At 72.6% G+C, this 16,346-nt stretch carries 15 protein-coding genes; 7 read left to right on the plus strand and 8 right to left on the minus strand.

Going from position 1 to position 16,346, the window contains the following annotated elements; translation table 11 throughout:
- Positions 1-745 (plus strand): 2-keto-4-pentenoate hydratase (locus FK498_RS11330; RefSeq protein WP_141854610.1); only part of this gene is annotated, 745 nt, incomplete at its 5' end.
- Positions 742-1,617 (plus strand): LOG family protein, encoded by an 876-nt coding sequence (locus tag FK498_RS11335; protein WP_141854612.1) that lies wholly within the window; start codon positions 742-744, stop codon positions 1,615-1,617. The genes FK498_RS11330 and FK498_RS11335, both read left to right, overlap by 4 nt.
- Positions 1,618-1,621: 4 nt before the next feature.
- Here FK498_RS11335 and FK498_RS11340 read toward each other — a convergent pair whose 3' ends face one another.
- Positions 1,622-2,224: a MarR family winged helix-turn-helix transcriptional regulator gene (locus FK498_RS11340; protein ID WP_141854614.1), complete on the minus strand. Its 603-nt coding sequence runs from the start codon at positions 2,222-2,224 to the stop codon at positions 1,622-1,624.
- Between the two features lie 73 nt (positions 2,225-2,297).
- Between FK498_RS11340 and FK498_RS11345 the strand changes: the two genes are divergently transcribed.
- Entirely contained in the window at positions 2,298-2,897 is a 600-nt protein-coding gene (locus tag FK498_RS11345; protein WP_141854616.1) for a protoglobin domain-containing protein, read from the plus strand.
- A gap of 6 nt (positions 2,898-2,903) precedes the next feature.
- On the opposite strand, the gene FK498_RS11350 is transcribed toward FK498_RS11345, so the two are convergent.
- The 5 genes from FK498_RS11350 to FK498_RS11370 all read right to left on the minus strand — a co-directional run bounded on the left by FK498_RS11350 (position 2,904) and on the right by FK498_RS11370 (position 10,404).
- Positions 2,904-4,154, minus strand: coding sequence for an MFS transporter (locus FK498_RS11350; protein WP_141854618.1), 1,251 nt, complete (start codon positions 4,152-4,154; stop codon positions 2,904-2,906).
- A 30-nt stretch (positions 4,155-4,184) separates the two neighbouring features.
- Positions 4,185-5,411 carry a glycine betaine/L-proline ABC transporter ATP-binding protein gene (locus tag FK498_RS11355; RefSeq protein WP_141854620.1) on the minus strand — a complete coding sequence of 409 codons (1,227 nt, stop codon included), beginning with the start codon at positions 5,409-5,411 and terminating at the stop codon, positions 4,185-4,187.
- A 4-nt stretch (positions 5,412-5,415) separates the two neighbouring features.
- The gene (locus FK498_RS11360; protein ID WP_141854623.1) at positions 5,416-6,273 is read right to left on the minus strand and encodes a proline/glycine betaine ABC transporter permease; all 858 of its coding nucleotides are present in this window, start codon (positions 6,271-6,273) and stop codon (positions 5,416-5,418) included.
- Positions 6,274-6,331: 58 nt separating this feature from the next.
- Positions 6,332-7,366, minus strand: coding sequence for an ABC transporter substrate-binding protein (locus tag FK498_RS11365; RefSeq protein ID WP_202614826.1), 1,035 nt, complete (start codon positions 7,364-7,366; stop codon positions 6,332-6,334).
- Between the two features lie 101 nt (positions 7,367-7,467).
- A complete protein-coding gene (locus tag FK498_RS11370) occupies positions 7,468-10,404 on the minus strand; it encodes an FAD-binding and (Fe-S)-binding domain-containing protein (protein WP_141854625.1) in 2,937 nt (978 codons plus the stop codon).
- A 77-nt stretch (positions 10,405-10,481) separates the two neighbouring features.
- On the opposite strand from FK498_RS11370, the gene FK498_RS11375 reads away from it, so the two are divergent.
- The 4 genes from FK498_RS11375 (at position 10,482) to FK498_RS11390 (ending at position 14,288) form a co-directional block, all read left to right on the plus strand.
- The gene (locus FK498_RS11375; RefSeq protein WP_141854627.1) at positions 10,482-11,696 is read left to right on the plus strand and encodes an alanine--glyoxylate aminotransferase family protein; all 1,215 of its coding nucleotides are present in this window, start codon (positions 10,482-10,484) and stop codon (positions 11,694-11,696) included.
- 442 nt (positions 11,697-12,138) lie between these two features.
- Entirely contained in the window at positions 12,139-12,789 is a 651-nt protein-coding gene (locus tag FK498_RS11380) for a ribonuclease D (RefSeq protein ID WP_141854629.1), read from the plus strand.
- 72 nt (positions 12,790-12,861) lie between these two features.
- Entirely contained in the window at positions 12,862-13,881 is a 1,020-nt protein-coding gene (locus FK498_RS11385) for an SPFH domain-containing protein (protein WP_141854631.1), read from the plus strand.
- Positions 13,866-14,288: an NfeD family protein gene (locus FK498_RS11390; protein WP_141854633.1), complete on the plus strand. Its 423-nt coding sequence runs from the start codon at positions 13,866-13,868 to the stop codon at positions 14,286-14,288. The genes FK498_RS11385 and FK498_RS11390 overlap by 16 nt, the downstream gene beginning before the upstream one ends.
- Before the next feature lie 13 nt (positions 14,289-14,301).
- On the opposite strand, the gene FK498_RS11395 is transcribed toward FK498_RS11390, so the two are convergent.
- Both FK498_RS11395 and FK498_RS11400 read right to left on the minus strand, forming a co-directional pair.
- Positions 14,302-14,805: a cupin domain-containing protein gene (locus tag FK498_RS11395; RefSeq protein WP_141854635.1), complete on the minus strand. Its 504-nt coding sequence runs from the start codon at positions 14,803-14,805 to the stop codon at positions 14,302-14,304.
- 15 nt (positions 14,806-14,820) lie between these two features.
- A complete protein-coding gene (locus FK498_RS11400) occupies positions 14,821-16,140 on the minus strand; it encodes an aspartate aminotransferase family protein (protein WP_141854637.1) in 1,320 nt (439 codons plus the stop codon).
- Positions 16,141-16,346 lie beyond the last annotated feature (206 nt).

Below are 16,346 nucleotides of genomic sequence, written 5' to 3' on the forward strand. Positions count from 1 at the left end.
GCGCCGGCCACTCGCCCCGCTCGCGCCCGCGCTCGCGCCCGCCGATCCGGCCGGGGCCTATGCGGTGCAGGCCGCGCTTGCGCGTCGCCTCGGCGCCTTCCCGCCGGCCGGGTTCAAGGTCGGGGCCACGGCCGCGACCATGCAGCTCCATCTGGGCATCCGCAGCCCCGCGGCGGGATTCATGCGGCGCGCCGACCTCATGTCCTCCGGCACGGCGACGCCGTTCCGATTATGGATCAATCCCGGCGTCGAGTGCGAGATCGCCTTCCGGCTCGGCGTCGACCTGCCGCCGGGCGTGCACGACCACGGGGCGCTGGCGCAGGCGGTGGCCGCCGTCTTCCCGGCGATCGAGATCGTCGAGAACCGCTACCAGGGCGGGGTCGCGATCGGCACACCGATGCTGATCGCGGACCGGTTCTTCCACGCCGCCGCGGTGCTCGGCCAGGATGCGCAGGGATGGACGGCCGAGCGGATCGCCGGACGCGAGCTGGCGCGGCTCTGCGGCCGGATGAGCGTGAACGGCAAGGCGTTCGGCGAGGGCCAGGGCGGCGACCTGCTCGGCCATCCGCTCGCCGTGCTGCGCTGGCTCGCCGCCTCGCCGGCAGCGGCGGCCTTCGGGGGCTTGCGCGCCGGCCAGGTGATCCTGTGCGGGTCGGTCACGCCGCCGGCCTGGCTCTCCGGCCCCGCCGAGGTGGAGGTGACCTTCGAGGGGCTCGGCACGGTGACGACGCGGTTCACGCCATGACGCGGCGCGCCGAGACCTATCCGCGCGCCGAGGAGGCGGTGCGGCAGGCCCGGCCGGTCGAGGCCGAGGTCACCCATCCCGCCTTCCGCCTCGCCTTCCATGATCCGGAGTTCCTGCTGCGCGACGAGATGCGCGGCGTGCGGCTGCTGCTCGAGCTGACCAAGGCGGACAGGCTGCAGGACGAGGCCGGGATCGGCTCGACCGTGGTGGTGTTCGGCTCGGCGCGCATCGCCGGGCCGGAGACGGTGGAGGCGATGGCGCGCACCGCCCGCAGCGAGGCCGAGCGCGAGGCTGTCGAGCGCGCCCGTCGCCAGCTCGCCTGGTACGAGGAGGCGCGCCGCTTCGCCCGGCTGCTGACCGAGGCGGGGCAGGCCGCCGGGCGTTGCGAGCTCGTGGTGATCACGGGCGGTGGCCCCGGGATCATGGAGGCGGGCAACCGCGGCGCGGCCGAGGCGGGCGGCAAGACGATCGGGCTTTCCATCGTGCTGCCGCGCGAGCAGGCGCCGAACCGCTGGATCACGCCGGAGCTGTCGTTCCAGTTCCACTATTTCGGCATCCGCAAGATGCAGTTCCTGATGCGTGCGCGGGCGCTGGCGGTGTTCCCCGGCGGCTTCGGCACCATGGACGAGCTGTTCGAGACGCTGACGCTCGTGCAGACGCGCAAGATCCGGCGCCTGCCGATCCTGCTGTTCCACCGCGCCTTCTGGGACCGGCTGGTGCGCTTCGAGGTGATGGCGGAGGAGGGGCTGATCGACCGCGCCGATCTCGACCTCGTCACCTTCGTCGAGACCGCCGAGGAGGGGGTGGCAGCGATCCGCGGGTTCTACGGGGGCGAACTGCCCTGTCCGGCAGAGGAGCCGCCGCCGGTGTGACGTCTCATGCCGCGCGCTCGTGCTCGACGCAGATCGCGCCGGAATCGGCCTCGGCGAGCGGGACGTCGAGCAGCGCGCAGTGGTGCGGCCGCGCCGTGCCGGCATGGGCCTCGGCGCGGAAATGCCGGCAGGTGCGGCAGATGCCGAAGGCGCGCCCGCCGTTGCGCGCGATCGCTGCGGCGAGCGTCGCCTCGAGCAGGCGCGCGAGAGTGGCGGCCTCCGCGCCCGCGCCTGCCGCCACCGCTTCGGCGAGCAGCGCGGCGCCATCATCGTCCTTCAGCGCCGCGCGTCCGGCGGCGGTGAGGCCGAGCGCCACTGCGCGGCGGTCGCGCGGGTGCGGCTCGCGCGTCACGTAGCCCTTCGCCTCGAGCGCGATCAGGCTCTGCGACACCGTGCCGCGCGTCGTGCCGAGATAGTCGGCGAACGCGGCCGGGCTGCGCGAGAAGCGGTTGGCGAGGGCGAGATAGCGCAGCGCGTCGCGCTGCGCCGGGTTCAGCCCGTCGCGATGATCCGCAGCGCGTGCCAGCCGGTCGAGCCGGTTGATCAGCCGCGCGGCGTGGCGGGCGACGCTCTCCCCGCAACAAGATAGCGACTCGCTATTGTCCATTGACCTGCTCCGCGGCAGACAGTATCGACTCGATGCTATCTGCCGACGCAACGGCAAGGCAAGGAGGAAACCGATGACCGCGTCCGCCACCACGATCCCCGGCTACTGCTACGGCGACCCGGCCCTCCCGCCCTCGGCCCTGACCCCGGGCGAGCTCGCCGAGCTCGAAGCGAGCCTGCTGTTCGGCCCGGACGACGTCGCGGCGCTGAGGAAGGCCGGCGCGATCGTCGCCGACCGGATCGAGGCGATCCTCGATGTCTGGTACGGCTTCGTCGCCGCGCAGCCGCACCTGCTCGCCGCCTTCCGCGAGAACGGCACCGGCGAGCCGATCGGCGCCTATCTCGCCGCCGTGCGCCAGCGTTTCGGCCAGTGGATCCTCGACACCTGCAACGCCCCGCATGATGCCGCTTGGCTCGCCTGGCAGGAGGAGATCGGCCGGCGCCATCACCGCAGCGGCAAGAACCGCACCGACGGCGTGGACGCCGCGCCCCATGTCCCGCTCAGGCATCTCCTCGCCCTGGTGATGCTGATCTCGCTCACCATGCGCCCGTTCCTCGCCGAGAAGGGCGCCTCGGCGGAGGAGGTGGACGCGATGCACATGGCCTGGACCAAGGCCGTGCTGCTGCAGGCGATCCTCTGGGCGCGGCCCTATGTGAGGGCGGGTGAGTTCTGAGCCGCGTCAGCCCGCCCGTCCGGCCTCGGCCGGCGGCGCGGGCTCGGGCGGGATCACCGCGCCGACGCTCGCCGGCGCGGTCGCGGCGAGATCGAAGCTCTCGCGCGCCTGCTCGGGCGGGGCGGCGCGGCGCGTCACGCGCCACAGCACGAAGCCGAGCAGGGTGGCGTGCGTCGCCGCGGTGAACAGGTAGAGCCCGCCGCCCGGCCAGCCGCGCAGCAGGAACGCCGCCGCGAGCGGCCCCGCGATCGAGCCCACCCCGTTCACCAGCAGGAGGCTCGAGGCCGTGCCCACGTAGTCCGCCGGATCGGCGTGGTCGTAGGCATGCGCGGCCGCGATCGAGTAGCAGGGCAGCGCGAAGGCGCCGAACGCCGCGCCCAAGAGCGTCAGCGCCAGGCCTGCCGGCGCGAGCAGGAAGATCGCCAGCCCCGTCAGTGCGGAGCCGCCGAGCAGCGCCGCCAGCACGAGGCGCCGGTCCATCCGGTCGGAGAGCCGTCCGACCGGCGCCTGCGTCGCGGCGCCGGCGATCACGGCGACGCTCATGAAGATCGCCGCCTCCTCGTGGCTCAGCCCGAAATCGGTCGCTGCGATCGGCGCGAGGCCCCAGAACGCGCCGTTCGCCACGCCGACCATCAGGCTGCCCACCAGCCCCACCGGCGAGGCGGCCCACAGCCGGTCCGGGCGGAAGCGCACCTCGGTCACCGGCGCGGGCTGCGCCTGGCGCGTCAACGCCACCGGGATGGCCGCGACCGAGATCAGCACGCTGCCCAGCACGAAGGGCTGGAACCCCTCCACCGGCCAGGCCAGCAGCAGGAGCTGCCCCCCCGTCAGGGCGACATGGTTCACCATGATGTAGGCGGACATGATCACGCCGCGCGTGGTGTTGGTGGCGCGGTCGTTCAGCCAGGACTCGACGACGAGGTAGAACACCGCGAGCCCGTAGCCGAACACGAAGCGCAGCACGATCCAGGCGGCCTCGCTGACCGCCAGGGGATAGGCGGCGGCGGCGGCCGAGACGCCGCAGACCACGGCGGCGAAGGCGCGGATGTGGCCGGCGCGCCGCACCAGATGCGGCCCATGCAGGCAGCCGGCGACGAAGCCCGCGTAGTAGGCGGCGCCGAGCGCGCCGATCGCGACCGGATCGAACCCTTCCGCCTCGCCGCGCAGCGGCAGCGCGAGGGTGAGCAGGCCGTGTCCGACCAGGAGCAGCGCCACCCCCGCGAGCAGCGAGGCGACCGGCGGCAGCCAAGCCATCATCGGCCCTCGGCAAGCGCCGCTGCCGCAGGCTCACGCTGCGTCGCGCGGCTTCGTCTCGATCCCGGCGGGCGCCGTCTCGGCTTCCCGCTCGGCCAGCATCTTGCCCACGGCCTCGGGCGTCACAAGCCCCTTCACGTTGCCCGCCTCGTCCACCACCGGCAGCGGCACGCCGGCCTGCAGGGCGGCCGGCACCAGCCGCTCGATCGGCGTGTCCGGGGTGAAGGTCGGCGCGGCGACCGCGAGTTCGGCGAGCCGCCGCGGCGCGCCTTTGGCCTGCAGCGCGGCTTCCACCTTCGCCGCGGTGACCACGCCGCGATAGCCGTCCGCGGCCATCACCACCGCCTCGGCGGCACCGTGCCTGCGCATCTCGGCGAGCGCGCGGTCGAGGGTCTCGTCGGTCAGCCGGCAGACCGGCGGCTTCATCACCGCCTCGACGGTCAGCGCGCGTGCCCGGTTCACGTCGCGCACGAAGGCGGCGACGTAGTCGTCGGCCGGCGCGAGCAGGATCTCGGCCGGCGTGCCGACCTGCACGACCACGCCGTCCTTCAGGATCGCGATGCGCGTGCCGATGCGCAGCGCCTCGTCGAGATCGTGCGTGATGAAGACCACGGTGCGGTTCAGCTCCGCCTGCAGCGCGATGAGCTGGTCCTGCATCTGGCTGCGGATCAGCGGGTCGAGCGCGCTGAACGCCTCGTCCATCAGCAGGATGTCGGCGCCGGTGGCGAGCGCGCGGGCGAGCCCGACGCGCTGCTGCATCCCGCCCGAGAGCTGGTGCGGATAGGAGTCCTCGTAGCCGGCGAGCCCGACCCGCTCGACCCAGTCGCGCGCCGTCCGCTCGCGCGCGCGCCGCGCCTCGCCGCGCACCTCGAGCCCGTAGGCGACGTTCGCGAGCACGGTGCGGTGCGGCATCAGGCCGAAGCGCTGGAACACCATGCTCATGCGCCGGCGGCGGAAGGCCTCGAGCGCGCGCGCGGAGAACGTGAGGATGTCCTCGCCGTCCACCAGCACCTCGCCGTCGGTCGGGTCGATCAGGCGGTTCAGGTGGCGGATCAGCGTCGACTTGCCCGACCCCGAGAGCCCCATGACGACGAAGATCTCGCCCGGCTCGATCGCGAGATTGACGTCATGCAGGCCGAGCACCATGCCGGTCTCGGCGAGGAGCTGCTCCTTGCCAACTCCTGCGCGCACGCGCGCGAGCCCCTCCCTCGGCGCGCGGCCGAAGATCTTGGTGACGTGGCGGAGCTCGATCAGCGCCATCGCCTCACGCCCCCGCCGCGCGGTGGGTCTGCACGCGGCTGCCATAGGCCTGCGTGATGCGGTCGAACACGATCGCGAGCAGGACGATCGCCAGCCCGCCCAGCAGACCCTGGCCCGAATCGCCACGCTGCAGGCCGAGCAGCACGGTCTCGCCCACGCCGCGCGCGCCGATCATGGAGGCGATCACCACCATCGCCAGCGCCATCATCATGGTCTGGTTGATGCCCTGCATGATCGAGGGCAGGGCGAGCGGCACCTGCACGCCCGTCAGGATCTGCCAGCGCGTCGCGCCGAAGGCGCGGCTCGCCTCCACCACCTCGCGGTCCACCTCGCGGATGCCGAGATCCGTGAGCCGGATCAGCGGCGGCGTGGCGTAGATCACGGTGGCGAGGATGGCCGGCACCTTGCCCAGCCCGAACAGCATCGCCGCCGGGATCAGGTAGACGAAGGACGGGATCGTCTGCATCAGGTCGAGCACGGGATTGATCGTCGCGCGCACGCGGTTCGAGCGGGCGGAGGCGATCCCGAGCGGGATGCCGATCAGGATCGAGAGCAGCACCGAGACCACCATGATGGCGACGGTCTGCATGGCCTGGTCCCACAGCCCGAGCGCGCCGATGACGTAGGCGCAGGCGACCATGGTCAGCGCGAGCACGATGCGGCGCGCGGCGAGGAAGGCCAGCAGCCCGATCGCCGCCAGCACGAAGGCCGGATGCGCCTCGCGCAGCGTCCGCTCGATCGCCACCAGCACGACCAGGATCGTGTCGGCGAGTGCCTCGAACCCGTCGCCGTAGGCGACGACGATGTGCTCCACCAGGCGGTTGGTCGCCTGGCGGAGCGGTCCTCCGAGATCCGGAAACACGGTGATGCCTCCCTGCCGGCTCGGGCGGGGCGACGCTGTCGCCGCCCCGCCTCCGCTCTCACAGCGCCGCCTTGACGCGTGCCGCCACCTCAGGCGGCACCCAGCCGGTCCAGACGTCCTCGCGCGTCTTCAGGAAGTGCTTGGCCGCCTCGGCCGCCGTCGCATCCGTCTCCTGCATGTGGTTCAGCATCTCCGAGACCAGCGCATTGGTGGTCCGGTAGTTCGAGAGGAACGCGACCAGCTTCGGCGCCTGCGCGGCGAAGCGGCCGTTCACCGCGACATAGACCGGCACGGTCGGATAGGCGGTGGCGCGCTTCGCCTGCGCGGGATCGTCGACCTTCTCGAGCTCCGCCCAGACCTGGGGGTCGTAGGGCGGCTCCTCGAGCTGCACGATGGTGTCCGCATGCTTGCCGAGCAGCCAGGTCGGGCCCCAGTAGTAGAACACGATCGGGCGGCGGCGCAGCAGGTGGCTGTCGATCGCGGCGGCGAGCGCGGCGCCGGTGCCGGGGCGGAAGTTTGTGAAGCTGTCGGTCAGCCCGTAGGCGTGCAGCTTCTTGGTGTTGATGGTCTCGCAGCCCCAGCCGGCGATGCAGTTGTAGAACCGGCCCTTCGACGGCTCCTCCGGGTCGCGGAACAGGGCGGCGTAGCGCGGCAGGTCGGCGACGCTCTTGAGCCCCTTGGCGGGCGCGTCGTCGCCCTCGACCAAGTAGCGCGGCACGTACCAGGCCTGCGTCGCGTCGGGGAAGTTCACGCCCAGATCCTTCACCTGGCCCGCCTCCACGGCGGGGTTCCAGATCTCGAGGACGTTGACCTTCCAGATCTCCATAGTGACGTCGATATCGCCGCGGATCATTCCGTTGAGCAGCGGAATGGTCGAGCCCGGGATCACCTCGCTCGCGCAGCCATAGCCGTGTCGCGCGATGAAGCGGGCCACCTCGGTGTGGAAGGCGTTGGAATCCCAGTCGAGGCCGGCGAACACGACGGGCCGGTCGATCTCGCAGGTCGAGGCCTGCGCGGCAGCAGTATTGGGGATGGTCAGGACAGCGCCGAGACAAAAAATCCCCGCGGCCATCCATGTCATGCGCTTGGACATGGGACCTCCGTTCGTGGCAGCGATGTCGGTCTTCAGTGACACCAACCCGCCACGATTGGCAAGCCAAAAATCAGATACTGGGAAGATTGTCCTGGGCTATCTCAGGACATCATCCGCGGGACTGCATCACCCTGCCGCAGCGCCGATGCCAGCACCCGTGCGGGGCTGAGCGCCGCGCGGCCGCCGAGATCGGCGATCTGGTGCCGGCACGAGGTGCCGTTGGCGACGATCAGGGTGTGCGGATCGGCTGCGCGCACCGCGGGCAGGAGCGAGAGTTCCGCCATCGCGCGCGAGACCGACAGCGTCTCCGCCTGGTAGCCGAACGCCCCCGCCATGCCGCAGCAGGAGGACTCGATCGGGGCGACAGGCAGATCGGGAATGGCCTTCAACGCGCGGATCACCGCCGGGAACGCGCCGAACGCCTTGCTGTGGCAGTGGCCGTGCACGATCACGCGCCGTCCCGCGAGCGGCGCGAGCGCAGCGGTGATGCGCGCGGCGTTGTGATCGACGAACTCCTCGAACAGGACCGCGCGATCGGCGACCGCGCGCGCCGCCTCGCCGAGCCCGAGTGCCAGCCACTCGTCGCGAAGGGTGAGCAGGCAGGAGGGCTCGAGCCCGACGATCGGTCGCCCCGCGCGCGCATGCGGGGCGAGCGCGGCGAGGCTGCGGCGCGCCTCCGCGCGCGCGCGCTCGACCAGGCCTGCGGCGAGATAGGTGCGGCCGCAGCAGAGCGGCCGGCCGCCGTCGGCGGCGGCGGCGAGGCGGAACCCGCCCGCGCGCAGCACCCGCGCGGCGTCGCGCAGGTTCTCCGGCTCGAACCAGCGGTTGAAGGTGTCGGCGAACAGGATCACGTCCGGGTCGGCGAGCGAGGCCTCGTCGTCGCGCCAGGGGGCGCGCGCCCAGACCGGCAGCGGGCGCGCGGCGGCGAGGCCCGCGATCCGTTCGGAGAGGCGCGCGAGCCCAGGGATCGCGTCGCGCGCGTTCGCGAGCGCGCGGAGCCGGGAGGCGTAGGGCGCGTAGGCCGGCAGGAACGCCACCAGCCGGTCGCGCAGGGAGAGCCCGCGCACGGCGGCGCGCGCGGCCAGCGCCTCGATCTTCATCCGCGCCATGTCGACGCCGGTCGGGCATTCGCGCCGGCAGGCCTTGCAGGAGACGCAGAGGGAGAGCGCCTCGGCGACCTCGTCCGAGGCGATGCCGCCCGCCAACTGGCCGGAGAGCGCCAGCCTGAGCGTGTTCGCCCGCCCGCGCGTCACGTCGCGCTCCTCGCGCGTCGCGCGGTAGGAGGGGCACATCACCGCGCCGGCGAGCGCGCGGCAGGCGCCGTTGTTGTTGCACATCTCCACCGCCGCCTGGAACGCGGCCGCGGGCGTGGCGCGCGGGAACTCGGACCAGTCGAGCGCGGGCGCGTGCGTGGACGGCGCGTAGTCCGGGTGGTAGCGGAACAGCGCGCGGTCATCCATGCGCGGCGGCCGGACGATCCGGTTCGGATTCATCACGCCGCGCGGATCGACGCGGTCCTTCACCGCCTCGAAGGCGCGCACGAGCCGGTCGCCGAACATGAAGGCGTGGAACTCGCTGCGCACGATGCCGTCGCCGTGCTCGCCCGAATGGCTGCCCTTGTAGGCGCGCACCATCGCAAAGGCCTCCTCGGCGATCGCGCGCATCGCGCGCACGTCCTTCTCGAGCTTCAGGTTCAGCACCGGGCGGACATGCAGGCAGCCCGAGCCCGCATGCGCGTACCAGGTGCCGCGCGTGCCGTGGCGCTCGAACACCGACGTCAACCGCTCGGTGTAGTCGGCGAGGTGCTCGAGTGGCACCGCGCAGTCCTCGACGAAGGAGATCGGCTTCCCCTCCTCCTTCATGCTCATCATGATGTTGAGCCCGGCCGTGCGGAGCTGGTTGATCGCGCCCTGCAGGGCCGGATCGGTGATCTCCACCACGCCGCCGAAGCGCGCGCCCGTCCGGTCCCAGCCGAAGCCGAGATCGCCCATCAGCGCGGCGAGTTCCTTCAGGCGCCGCCTGTTCGTCGCCGCGTCGTGCTCGGCGAACTCGACGAGCAGCAGCGCCTCGGGCTCGCCGCGCAGGAACGCCTCCAGCGTCGGGCGGAAGATCGCGATCTCGTGCGCGAGCTCGATCATGGTGCGATCGACCAGCTCCACGCCGACGGGGGCGAGCGTGACGATGTGCTGGGCGGACTCCATCGCCGCGTGGAAGCTGCCGAAATGGCAGGCGCCCAGCGTGCGGTGCCTGGGCAGCACGGGCGAGAGGGCGAGCTCGATCGCGGTCGAGAAGGCGAGCGTGCCCTCCGATCCCACCAGCAGATGCGCGAGATTGGGCGGGTTCCGCGCCGGCACCAGCGCGTCGAGGTTGTAGCCGCCGACGCGACGCTGGACCTTGGGGAAGCGCGCCTCGATCTCGTCCGCCTCGCGTGCGGCGATCGCGCGCAGGTCGGACACCAGCGGCGCGATCGGGCTGTCGTTGCGCAGGCTCGCACGGTCGTCGAAGCGCGCCGCCGTGCCGTCGGGCAGGATGGCCTCGATCGCGCGCACGTTGTCGCGCATCGTGCCGAAACGCAGGGAGCGCGCGCCGCAGGAGTTGTTGCCGGCCATGCCGCCGAGCGTGGCGCGCGAGGCGGTCGAGACGTCCACGGGAAACCAGAGCCCGTAGGGCGCAAGCGCGCGGTTCAGCTCGTCCAGCACCAGCCCCGGCTGCACCACGGCGCGCCGGTTCGCCGGATCGAGCTCGAGGATGCGGTTCAGATGGCGCGAGCAGTCCAGCACCAGCCCGGTGTTGATCGTCTGGCCGTTCTGCGACGTCCCCCCGCCGCGCGGCGTGACCGCCACCCCCTCCTCGCGCGCGATCGCGATCGCCGCGGCCACGTCCTCGGCGTCGCGCGGGAAGGCGACCGCGGCGGGCATGACCTGGTAGTGCGACGCGTCGGTGGCGTAGCGGCCGCGCGTCGCCGCATCCGCGCGCACCTCGCCCTTCAGCGCGGCCTTGAGCCGCCGTTCCAGCCCCGGTCGCAGGGCAGCAGGCATTGACAGCGTTCTCCCCGGTGTCTCAATCCCATCAGACGGCGCGACGCGCCGCCAGACAAGGGCCGAGGACGAGCGCGATGCAGAACGAACCGGGTCGGATCGCCGGTCGCCACTTCCTGCAGATCCCGGGGCCGACCAACGTGCCCGACCGGATCCTGCGCGCGATCGACAACCCCACCATGGACCACCGCAGCCCGGGCTTCGCCAGGCTCGGCCAGGCCTGTCTGGAGGGCATGAAGACCATCTTCAGGACCGAGCGGGGCCGGGTCTTCATCTATCCCGCCTCCGGTACCGGGGCGTGGGAGGCGGCGCTGGTGAACACGCTCTCGCCGGGCGACGCCGTGCTGATGGTCGAGACCGGCCACTTCGCCAGCCTCTGGAAGCGCATGGCGGACCGGCTCGGGCTTGCGCCGCTCCTGATCGAGACCGACTGGCGCGTCGGTGCCGACGCCGCCGCCGGCGCGATCGAGGCCCGCCTCGCCGAGGACCGCGCGCGCGCCATCAAGGCGGTCTGCGTGGTGCACAACGAGACCTCGACCGGCTGCACCACCGACATCCCCGCGATCCGCCGCGCGATCGATGCGGCAGGACACCCGGCGCTGCTCATGGTCGACACCATCTCCTCGCTCGCCTCGATCGACTACCGGCACGACGAGTGGGGCGTGGATGTCACCGTGGGCGGGTCGCAGAAGGGGCTGATGCTGCCGCCGGGCCTGTCGTTCAACGCCGTCTCCGAGAAGGCGTTCGCGGCGCAGAAGACGGCGAGGCTGCCGCGGTCGTTCTGGTCCTGGGACGAGCAGGCCGGGCCGAACGCCGCCGGCTACTTCCCCTACACCCCGGCGACCAACCTGCTCTACGGCCTGCGCGAGGCGATCGCCATGCTGCACGAGGAGGGGCTGGAGCGGGTGTTCGCGCGCCACGACCGCCACGCCGAGGCGACGCGCCGCGCGGTCGCCGCCTGGGGCCTCGAGACGCAGTGCCGCGTGGCGAAGAACCACTCCTCCTCGCTGACCGCCGTGCGCGTGCCGGAGGGGCATTCGGCCGACCGCGTGCGCGCGGTGATCCGCGATGCGTTCGACATGTCGCTCGGCAACGGGCTCTCGAGGCTCGCCGACCGCGTGTTCCGCATCGGCCATCTCGGCGATTTCAACGACCTGACGCTGATGGGCACGCTGGCCGGCGTCGAGATGGGGCTCGCGCTCGCCGGCGTGCCGCACAAGGAAGGGGGGGTGGCCGCGGCGATGGCGTACCTCGCCGCGCAGGCGGCGCCGGGCATCGCCAAGGCCGCCTGATACCCTCCGCACAAAGGCTCGACCTTTGTGCGGAGGGTATCGCGCGCGGGGCTGGTGGGGCGGCCGCGCGCGAACATGACCCCGTAGCAGCCCGCCGAAGATCAAGCCTTCGGCGGGCTGGTATGAGAGGAACCTCCCGGGGGCCGCAAGGTCTCCCTGAGGGGTCTCCTCCCGCTGGTCGGAGGCCGGAGCGACACCACGCGCATCGTTCCGATCCTGGTTCCCTGTGCCGGCGACGTCGCGCGCTGGGGCGCCGCGCGCGGGCCTGCTCGCCTCGATCGCGGCCGCCATCGTCTGACCCTGCCGCCCGGCCTTTTCGCCCGCCCGGCCGGATGCTAGAAGCCCTCGCCGCCTGCCCGCCTGCCTCTTGAATCGGCGAGGCCCCTGCCGTGACCGAGTTCCCCTCCCGCCCCATCCTGCGCCCCGAGGCCGGGTGGTCCGCATGGACACGCTGTTCTTGAGCGCGGCCACCGTCCACCTGCACCGGCACGACCTGCCTGCGGGGCTCGATCTCGGTCCGGTCGTGGCGGTCGACACCGAGACGATGGGACTGAACCCGCATCGCGACCGGCTCTGCCTGGTGCAGCTCTCGGCCGGCGACGGCACGGCCCACCTCGTGCAGTTCGTGCCCGCCGCGTTGGGCGGGCGCGGCTACGACGCGCCGAACCTCAAGCGCCTGCTCGCCGATCCGGCGCGGCTGAAGCTGTTCCACTTCGCCCGCTTCGACCTTGCGGTGCTCCGCCACTTCCTCGGCGTGGACGCCGCTCCCTGCTGGTGCACCAAGATCGCCGCCAAGCTCACGCGCACCTTCACCGACCGCCACGGGCTCAAGGACCTCTGCCGCGACCTGCTGGGCATCGAGCTCTCCAAGCAGCAGCAGTCCTCGGACTGGGGCGCGGTCGAGCTCTCGCCCGACCAGCTCGCCTACGCCGCCTCCGATGTCCTGCACCTGCATGCTCTGAAGACCCGTCTGGAGGGTCTGCTCGCGCGCGAGGGCCGGCTCGACCTCGCCGAGGCGTGCTTCCGCTTCCTGCCGGCGCGCGCCGCCCTCGACCTGCTCGGCTACGAGGAACCCGACCTGTTCGCGCATTGATCGGGGAACACGCTTCCGCGGCGCGTGCTTCCCCGCTATAGATGCGTCGTTAACGTAACGGATACCGCGCGCATGGACCTCTCCGGCCTCGACATGCCCGCCCTCGGCACGATCGTCCTGATCGCGCTGATCCTGCTCGGTGTGGTGACGGCGGCCAAGGGCATCCGCCAGGTGCCGCAGGGCGAGGTCTGGACCGTCGAGCGCTTCGGCGCCTTCACCCGGCTGCTCGATCCCGGCCTGAACTTCATCATCCCCTACATCGACTCGATCGGCAAGCGGATCAATGTCCAGGAGGTCGTGCTCGACATCCCCGAACAGGCGGTGATCACGCGCGACAACGCCACCGTCAGCGTGGACGGAATCGTCTATTATCGCGTCATGGACCCGGGCAAGGCGGCCTACGCGGTGCAGGACCTGACCTCGGCCCTGGCGGCGCTCTCAATGACGAACATCCGCGCCGTGATCGGCGAGATGGATCTCGACGGCACGCTCTCGGGGCGCGAGCGGATCAATTCCCAGCTCCTCTCGATCCTGGACGGCGCGACCGACCCCTGGGGCGTGAAGGTGAGCCGGGTCGAGATCCGCAAGATCGAGCCGCCCGAGAACCTGATCCGCGCGATGAACCTGCAGATGACGGCCGAGCGTGAACGCCGCGCCACCGTCGCCAAGGCGGAGGGCGAGCGCGAGGCCGAGGTGAAGCGCGCCGAGGGCGCGAAGCAGGCGCAGATCCTCGAGGCCGAGGGGCGGCGCGAGGCGGCCATGCGCGACGCCGAGGCGCGCGAGCGGCTGGCCGAGGCGGAGGCGAACGCGACCCGCATGGTCGCCGAGGCGGCGGCCGGCGCCGGCGTGGAGGCGCTGCGCTATTTCATCAGCGACAAGTACGTGCGCGCCTTCGAGCGGCTCGCCGAGAGCCCGAACCAGAAGCTCGTCCTGGTGCCCATGGAGAGCGCCGGTCTCGCGGGCGGGATCGTCGCGGCGCTCGAACTCCTGCGCGGCCCGCCGGGTGCCGGGCCGCCGGCCGGCGCGGCCGCCGTGGCGCGTCCCGCACCGGCCGCGCCGCCGCCCGCCGGGAACCCGTGGACGACGGGCTGATCTGGATCCTGGCCGGCCTCGGCCTGGTGATGGCCGAGATCGTCGTGCCCGGGGTCTTCCTGCTCTGGATCGGCCTGGCCGCGATCGGGACGGGCCTCGTGACGCTCGCGCTCGCGCCCTCCTTCGCGGTCAAGGTGGTGGTGTTCCTGGCGCTGCTCGCCGCCGGCATCGCCGTGGCCCTGCGGCTGCGCCGGCGCCAGCGTCCGGCCGTGCGCGTCAACACGCCCGAAGCCGGGCTGGTCGGGCGGCTCGGCACGGTCACGGAACGGACCGCCGCGGGCGCGCGCGTGCACCTGGGAGACTCCGACTGGGCCGCGCGCATCGCCGGCGAGGCGGAGGTGGGCGACACCGTGCGCGTCGACGGCGTGGACGGGACGGTGCTGGTGGTGAGCCGGGTCGGGCGGTAGCGCCCGCGCCGCGCTATCCGCCGGGCCGTTCCAGCGACTGGTCCGCCCAGCCGAACACGGTCGCGCGTTCGATCTCGGCGACGTTCGCGGGGCGGGGGAAGGGGGCCGGCGCGGGTTCGCCCTCGCGCCGTTCCCGCCCGATCGCGGCGAAGAACCGCTCGAGCCCTCCCGGCATCAGCACCCAGACGAAGGTGAGCGGCTCGCTCCCCGTGTTGATGAAGGCGTGGCGGCGGCCCTTGCCGATGAACACGGTGGTGCCGGGGCGCGCGGGGTGCTCGCCGCCGTCGAGCCGGATCGTGCCCGTGCCGGCGACGAAATGGATGATCTCCTCCTGCGCCGGATGGTCGTGCTCGCGCACGTGGCAGCCGGGATCGACGGTCTGCGTCCCCATCGCGAAGGGCGTATCGCTGCGCACGACCGTCTCGTCGAGGATGCAGCGCACGAAGCCGTTCGCCGGCACGGGCTGCCAGAAGCTGCGCGCCTCCTCGGGCTGGATCACGCGCGCGTCGGTCGTCATGGCCGCCTCCCTCGGCTATCCGGCAGCCGCGTCGCGCAGCACGCGCGCGTGGCTGCGCAGCATGTCGGCGAAGGCGGCGACCAGGGCGTCGTCGTCCTCCGCCGTCTGCGGCAGGCTCAGCGTCATGTAGCCGCGTCGGGCCATGTAGATGCCGCGCGCGATCAGCGCGAGGTGGATCAGCGCGCGCGCCTCCTTCGCCTCGGGCGCGTCCTCGGCGGCGGTGATCTCGCGGTCGGTCGGGTGGATGCCGATCATGCTGCCGAGGCCGGTCGCGCGCACCGGCACGTCCTCGGCCGCGGCCGCCGCGTTCAGCCGCGCCCGCAGGCGCTCGCCGCGCGCGAACAGCGCCTCCGCCGCCGCCGGCGTGAACACCTCCGCGAGCCCCGCATGGCCCGCCGCCATCGAGGTGACGTTGTTGTTGAAGGTGCCGGCATGCGCCCAGGCATCCGGCCGGTAGGGATCGTAGCGCTCCATGAGATCGGCGCGGCCGCCGAAGGCGCCGAAGCTGAAACCGCCGCCGAGATACTTGCCGAAGGTGGTCAGGTCGGGGCGGATGCCGTAGAGCCCCTGCACGCCGCCGGCGCCGTGGCGCGAGGTCATCACCTCGTCGAGGATCAGGAGGATGCCGTGGCGGGCGGTGAGCGCGCGCAGGCCGTGCAGGAACTCGGGCGTGCCGGGGATCGCGCCCGCACCCCCCATCACCGGCTCGACGATCGCGCAGGCGACCTGCTCCGCCCCCTCGCGCAGCACCGCCTCCACCGAGGCGAGATCGTTGTAGCGCGCGAGCACGAGGTCGAACGGCACGTTGGTCAGCGCGCCGGGCTTCAGCGTCAGCACGCCGCCGTGATAGCCGCCGCGGAAGCCGAGCACGCGCTTCCGTCCGCTCGCCGCGAGCGCGGTGACGAGCGCCATCAGGTTCGCCTCCGTGCCGCTGTTGGTGAAGCGGATGCGCTCGACCGAGGGGAAGCGCGCGGCGATCGCAGAGGCGAGCTTCGCCTCGTACATGTTCGGCCCGCCCAGCGCGATGCCGTCCTCGATCGCGCGCTTCGCCGCGGCCACGATCACCGGGTGCGAATGCCCGTAGAGCCCGGCCGAGTACTCGCCGAGGAAGTCGCGGTAGGTGTGGCCGTCGAGGTCGGTCAGCGTCGCTCCCTCGCCCTTCGCGAAGGCGAGCGGGAAGGGGGTGTAGTGCAGCACCGTGCGCGTGTTGCCGCCTGGCATCACCGCGGCGGCGGCCAGCGCCCGCTCACGCGACCGGGGGTTGGCGGCGGCGAAGCGCGCCTCCTCCTCGGCGAGCGCGTCCGCGAGCGACCAGTTGGCGGCGAGCGTCGTCATCGGCCAGTCTCCCTGCTCGAGGCGGCAGGATGGCACGCCTGGATCGCGGCGCAACCGGAGGAGGCTGCCGATGCGGCTTGACGGCAGGATCGCGGCGGTGGTGACGGGCGGCGCCTCGGGCCTCGGCGAGGCGGCGGCGCGCCACCTCGCCGCGCGCGGGGTGCGCGTCGCGCTGCTCGATCTCGACGCCGGGCGCGGCGCGCGCG

The sequence above is a fragment of the Elioraea sp. Yellowstone genome (genome assembly GCF_006704265.1).
In the GTDB taxonomy this organism is placed as follows: Bacteria; Pseudomonadota; Alphaproteobacteria; order Acetobacterales; family Acetobacteraceae; genus Elioraea.

Excerpts from the sequence above, each read along its gene's own strand:
- FK498_RS11365 (WP_202614826.1), bottom strand. The coding sequence starts at position 7,366 with ATGTCCAAGCGCATGACATGGATGGCCGCGGGGATTTTTTGTCTCGGC.
- FK498_RS11345 (WP_141854616.1), top strand. The coding sequence starts at position 2,298 with ATGACCGCGTCCGCCACCACGATCCCCGGCTACTGCTACGGCGACCCG.
- FK498_RS11375 (WP_141854627.1), top strand. The coding sequence starts at position 10,482 with ATGCAGAACGAACCGGGTCGGATCGCCGGTCGCCACTTCCTGCAGATC.
- FK498_RS11380 (WP_141854629.1), top strand. The coding sequence starts at position 12,139 with ATGGACACGCTGTTCTTGAGCGCGGCCACCGTCCACCTGCACCGGCAC.
- FK498_RS11395 (WP_141854635.1), bottom strand. The coding sequence starts at position 14,805 with ATGACGACCGACGCGCGCGTGATCCAGCCCGAGGAGGCGCGCAGCTTC.
- FK498_RS11350 (WP_141854618.1), bottom strand. The coding sequence starts at position 4,154 with ATGATGGCTTGGCTGCCGCCGGTCGCCTCGCTGCTCGCGGGGGTGGCG.
- FK498_RS11340 (WP_141854614.1), bottom strand. The coding sequence starts at position 2,224 with ATGGACAATAGCGAGTCGCTATCTTGTTGCGGGGAGAGCGTCGCCCGC.
- FK498_RS11400 (WP_141854637.1), bottom strand. The coding sequence starts at position 16,140 with ATGACGACGCTCGCCGCCAACTGGTCGCTCGCGGACGCGCTCGCCGAG.
- FK498_RS11335 (WP_141854612.1), top strand. The coding sequence starts at position 742 with ATGACGCGGCGCGCCGAGACCTATCCGCGCGCCGAGGAGGCGGTGCGG.
- FK498_RS11385 (WP_141854631.1), top strand. The coding sequence starts at position 12,862 with ATGGACCTCTCCGGCCTCGACATGCCCGCCCTCGGCACGATCGTCCTG.
- FK498_RS11355 (WP_141854620.1), bottom strand. The coding sequence starts at position 5,411 with ATGGCGCTGATCGAGCTCCGCCACGTCACCAAGATCTTCGGCCGCGCG.
- FK498_RS11370 (WP_141854625.1), bottom strand. The coding sequence starts at position 10,404 with ATGCCTGCTGCCCTGCGACCGGGGCTGGAACGGCGGCTCAAGGCCGCG.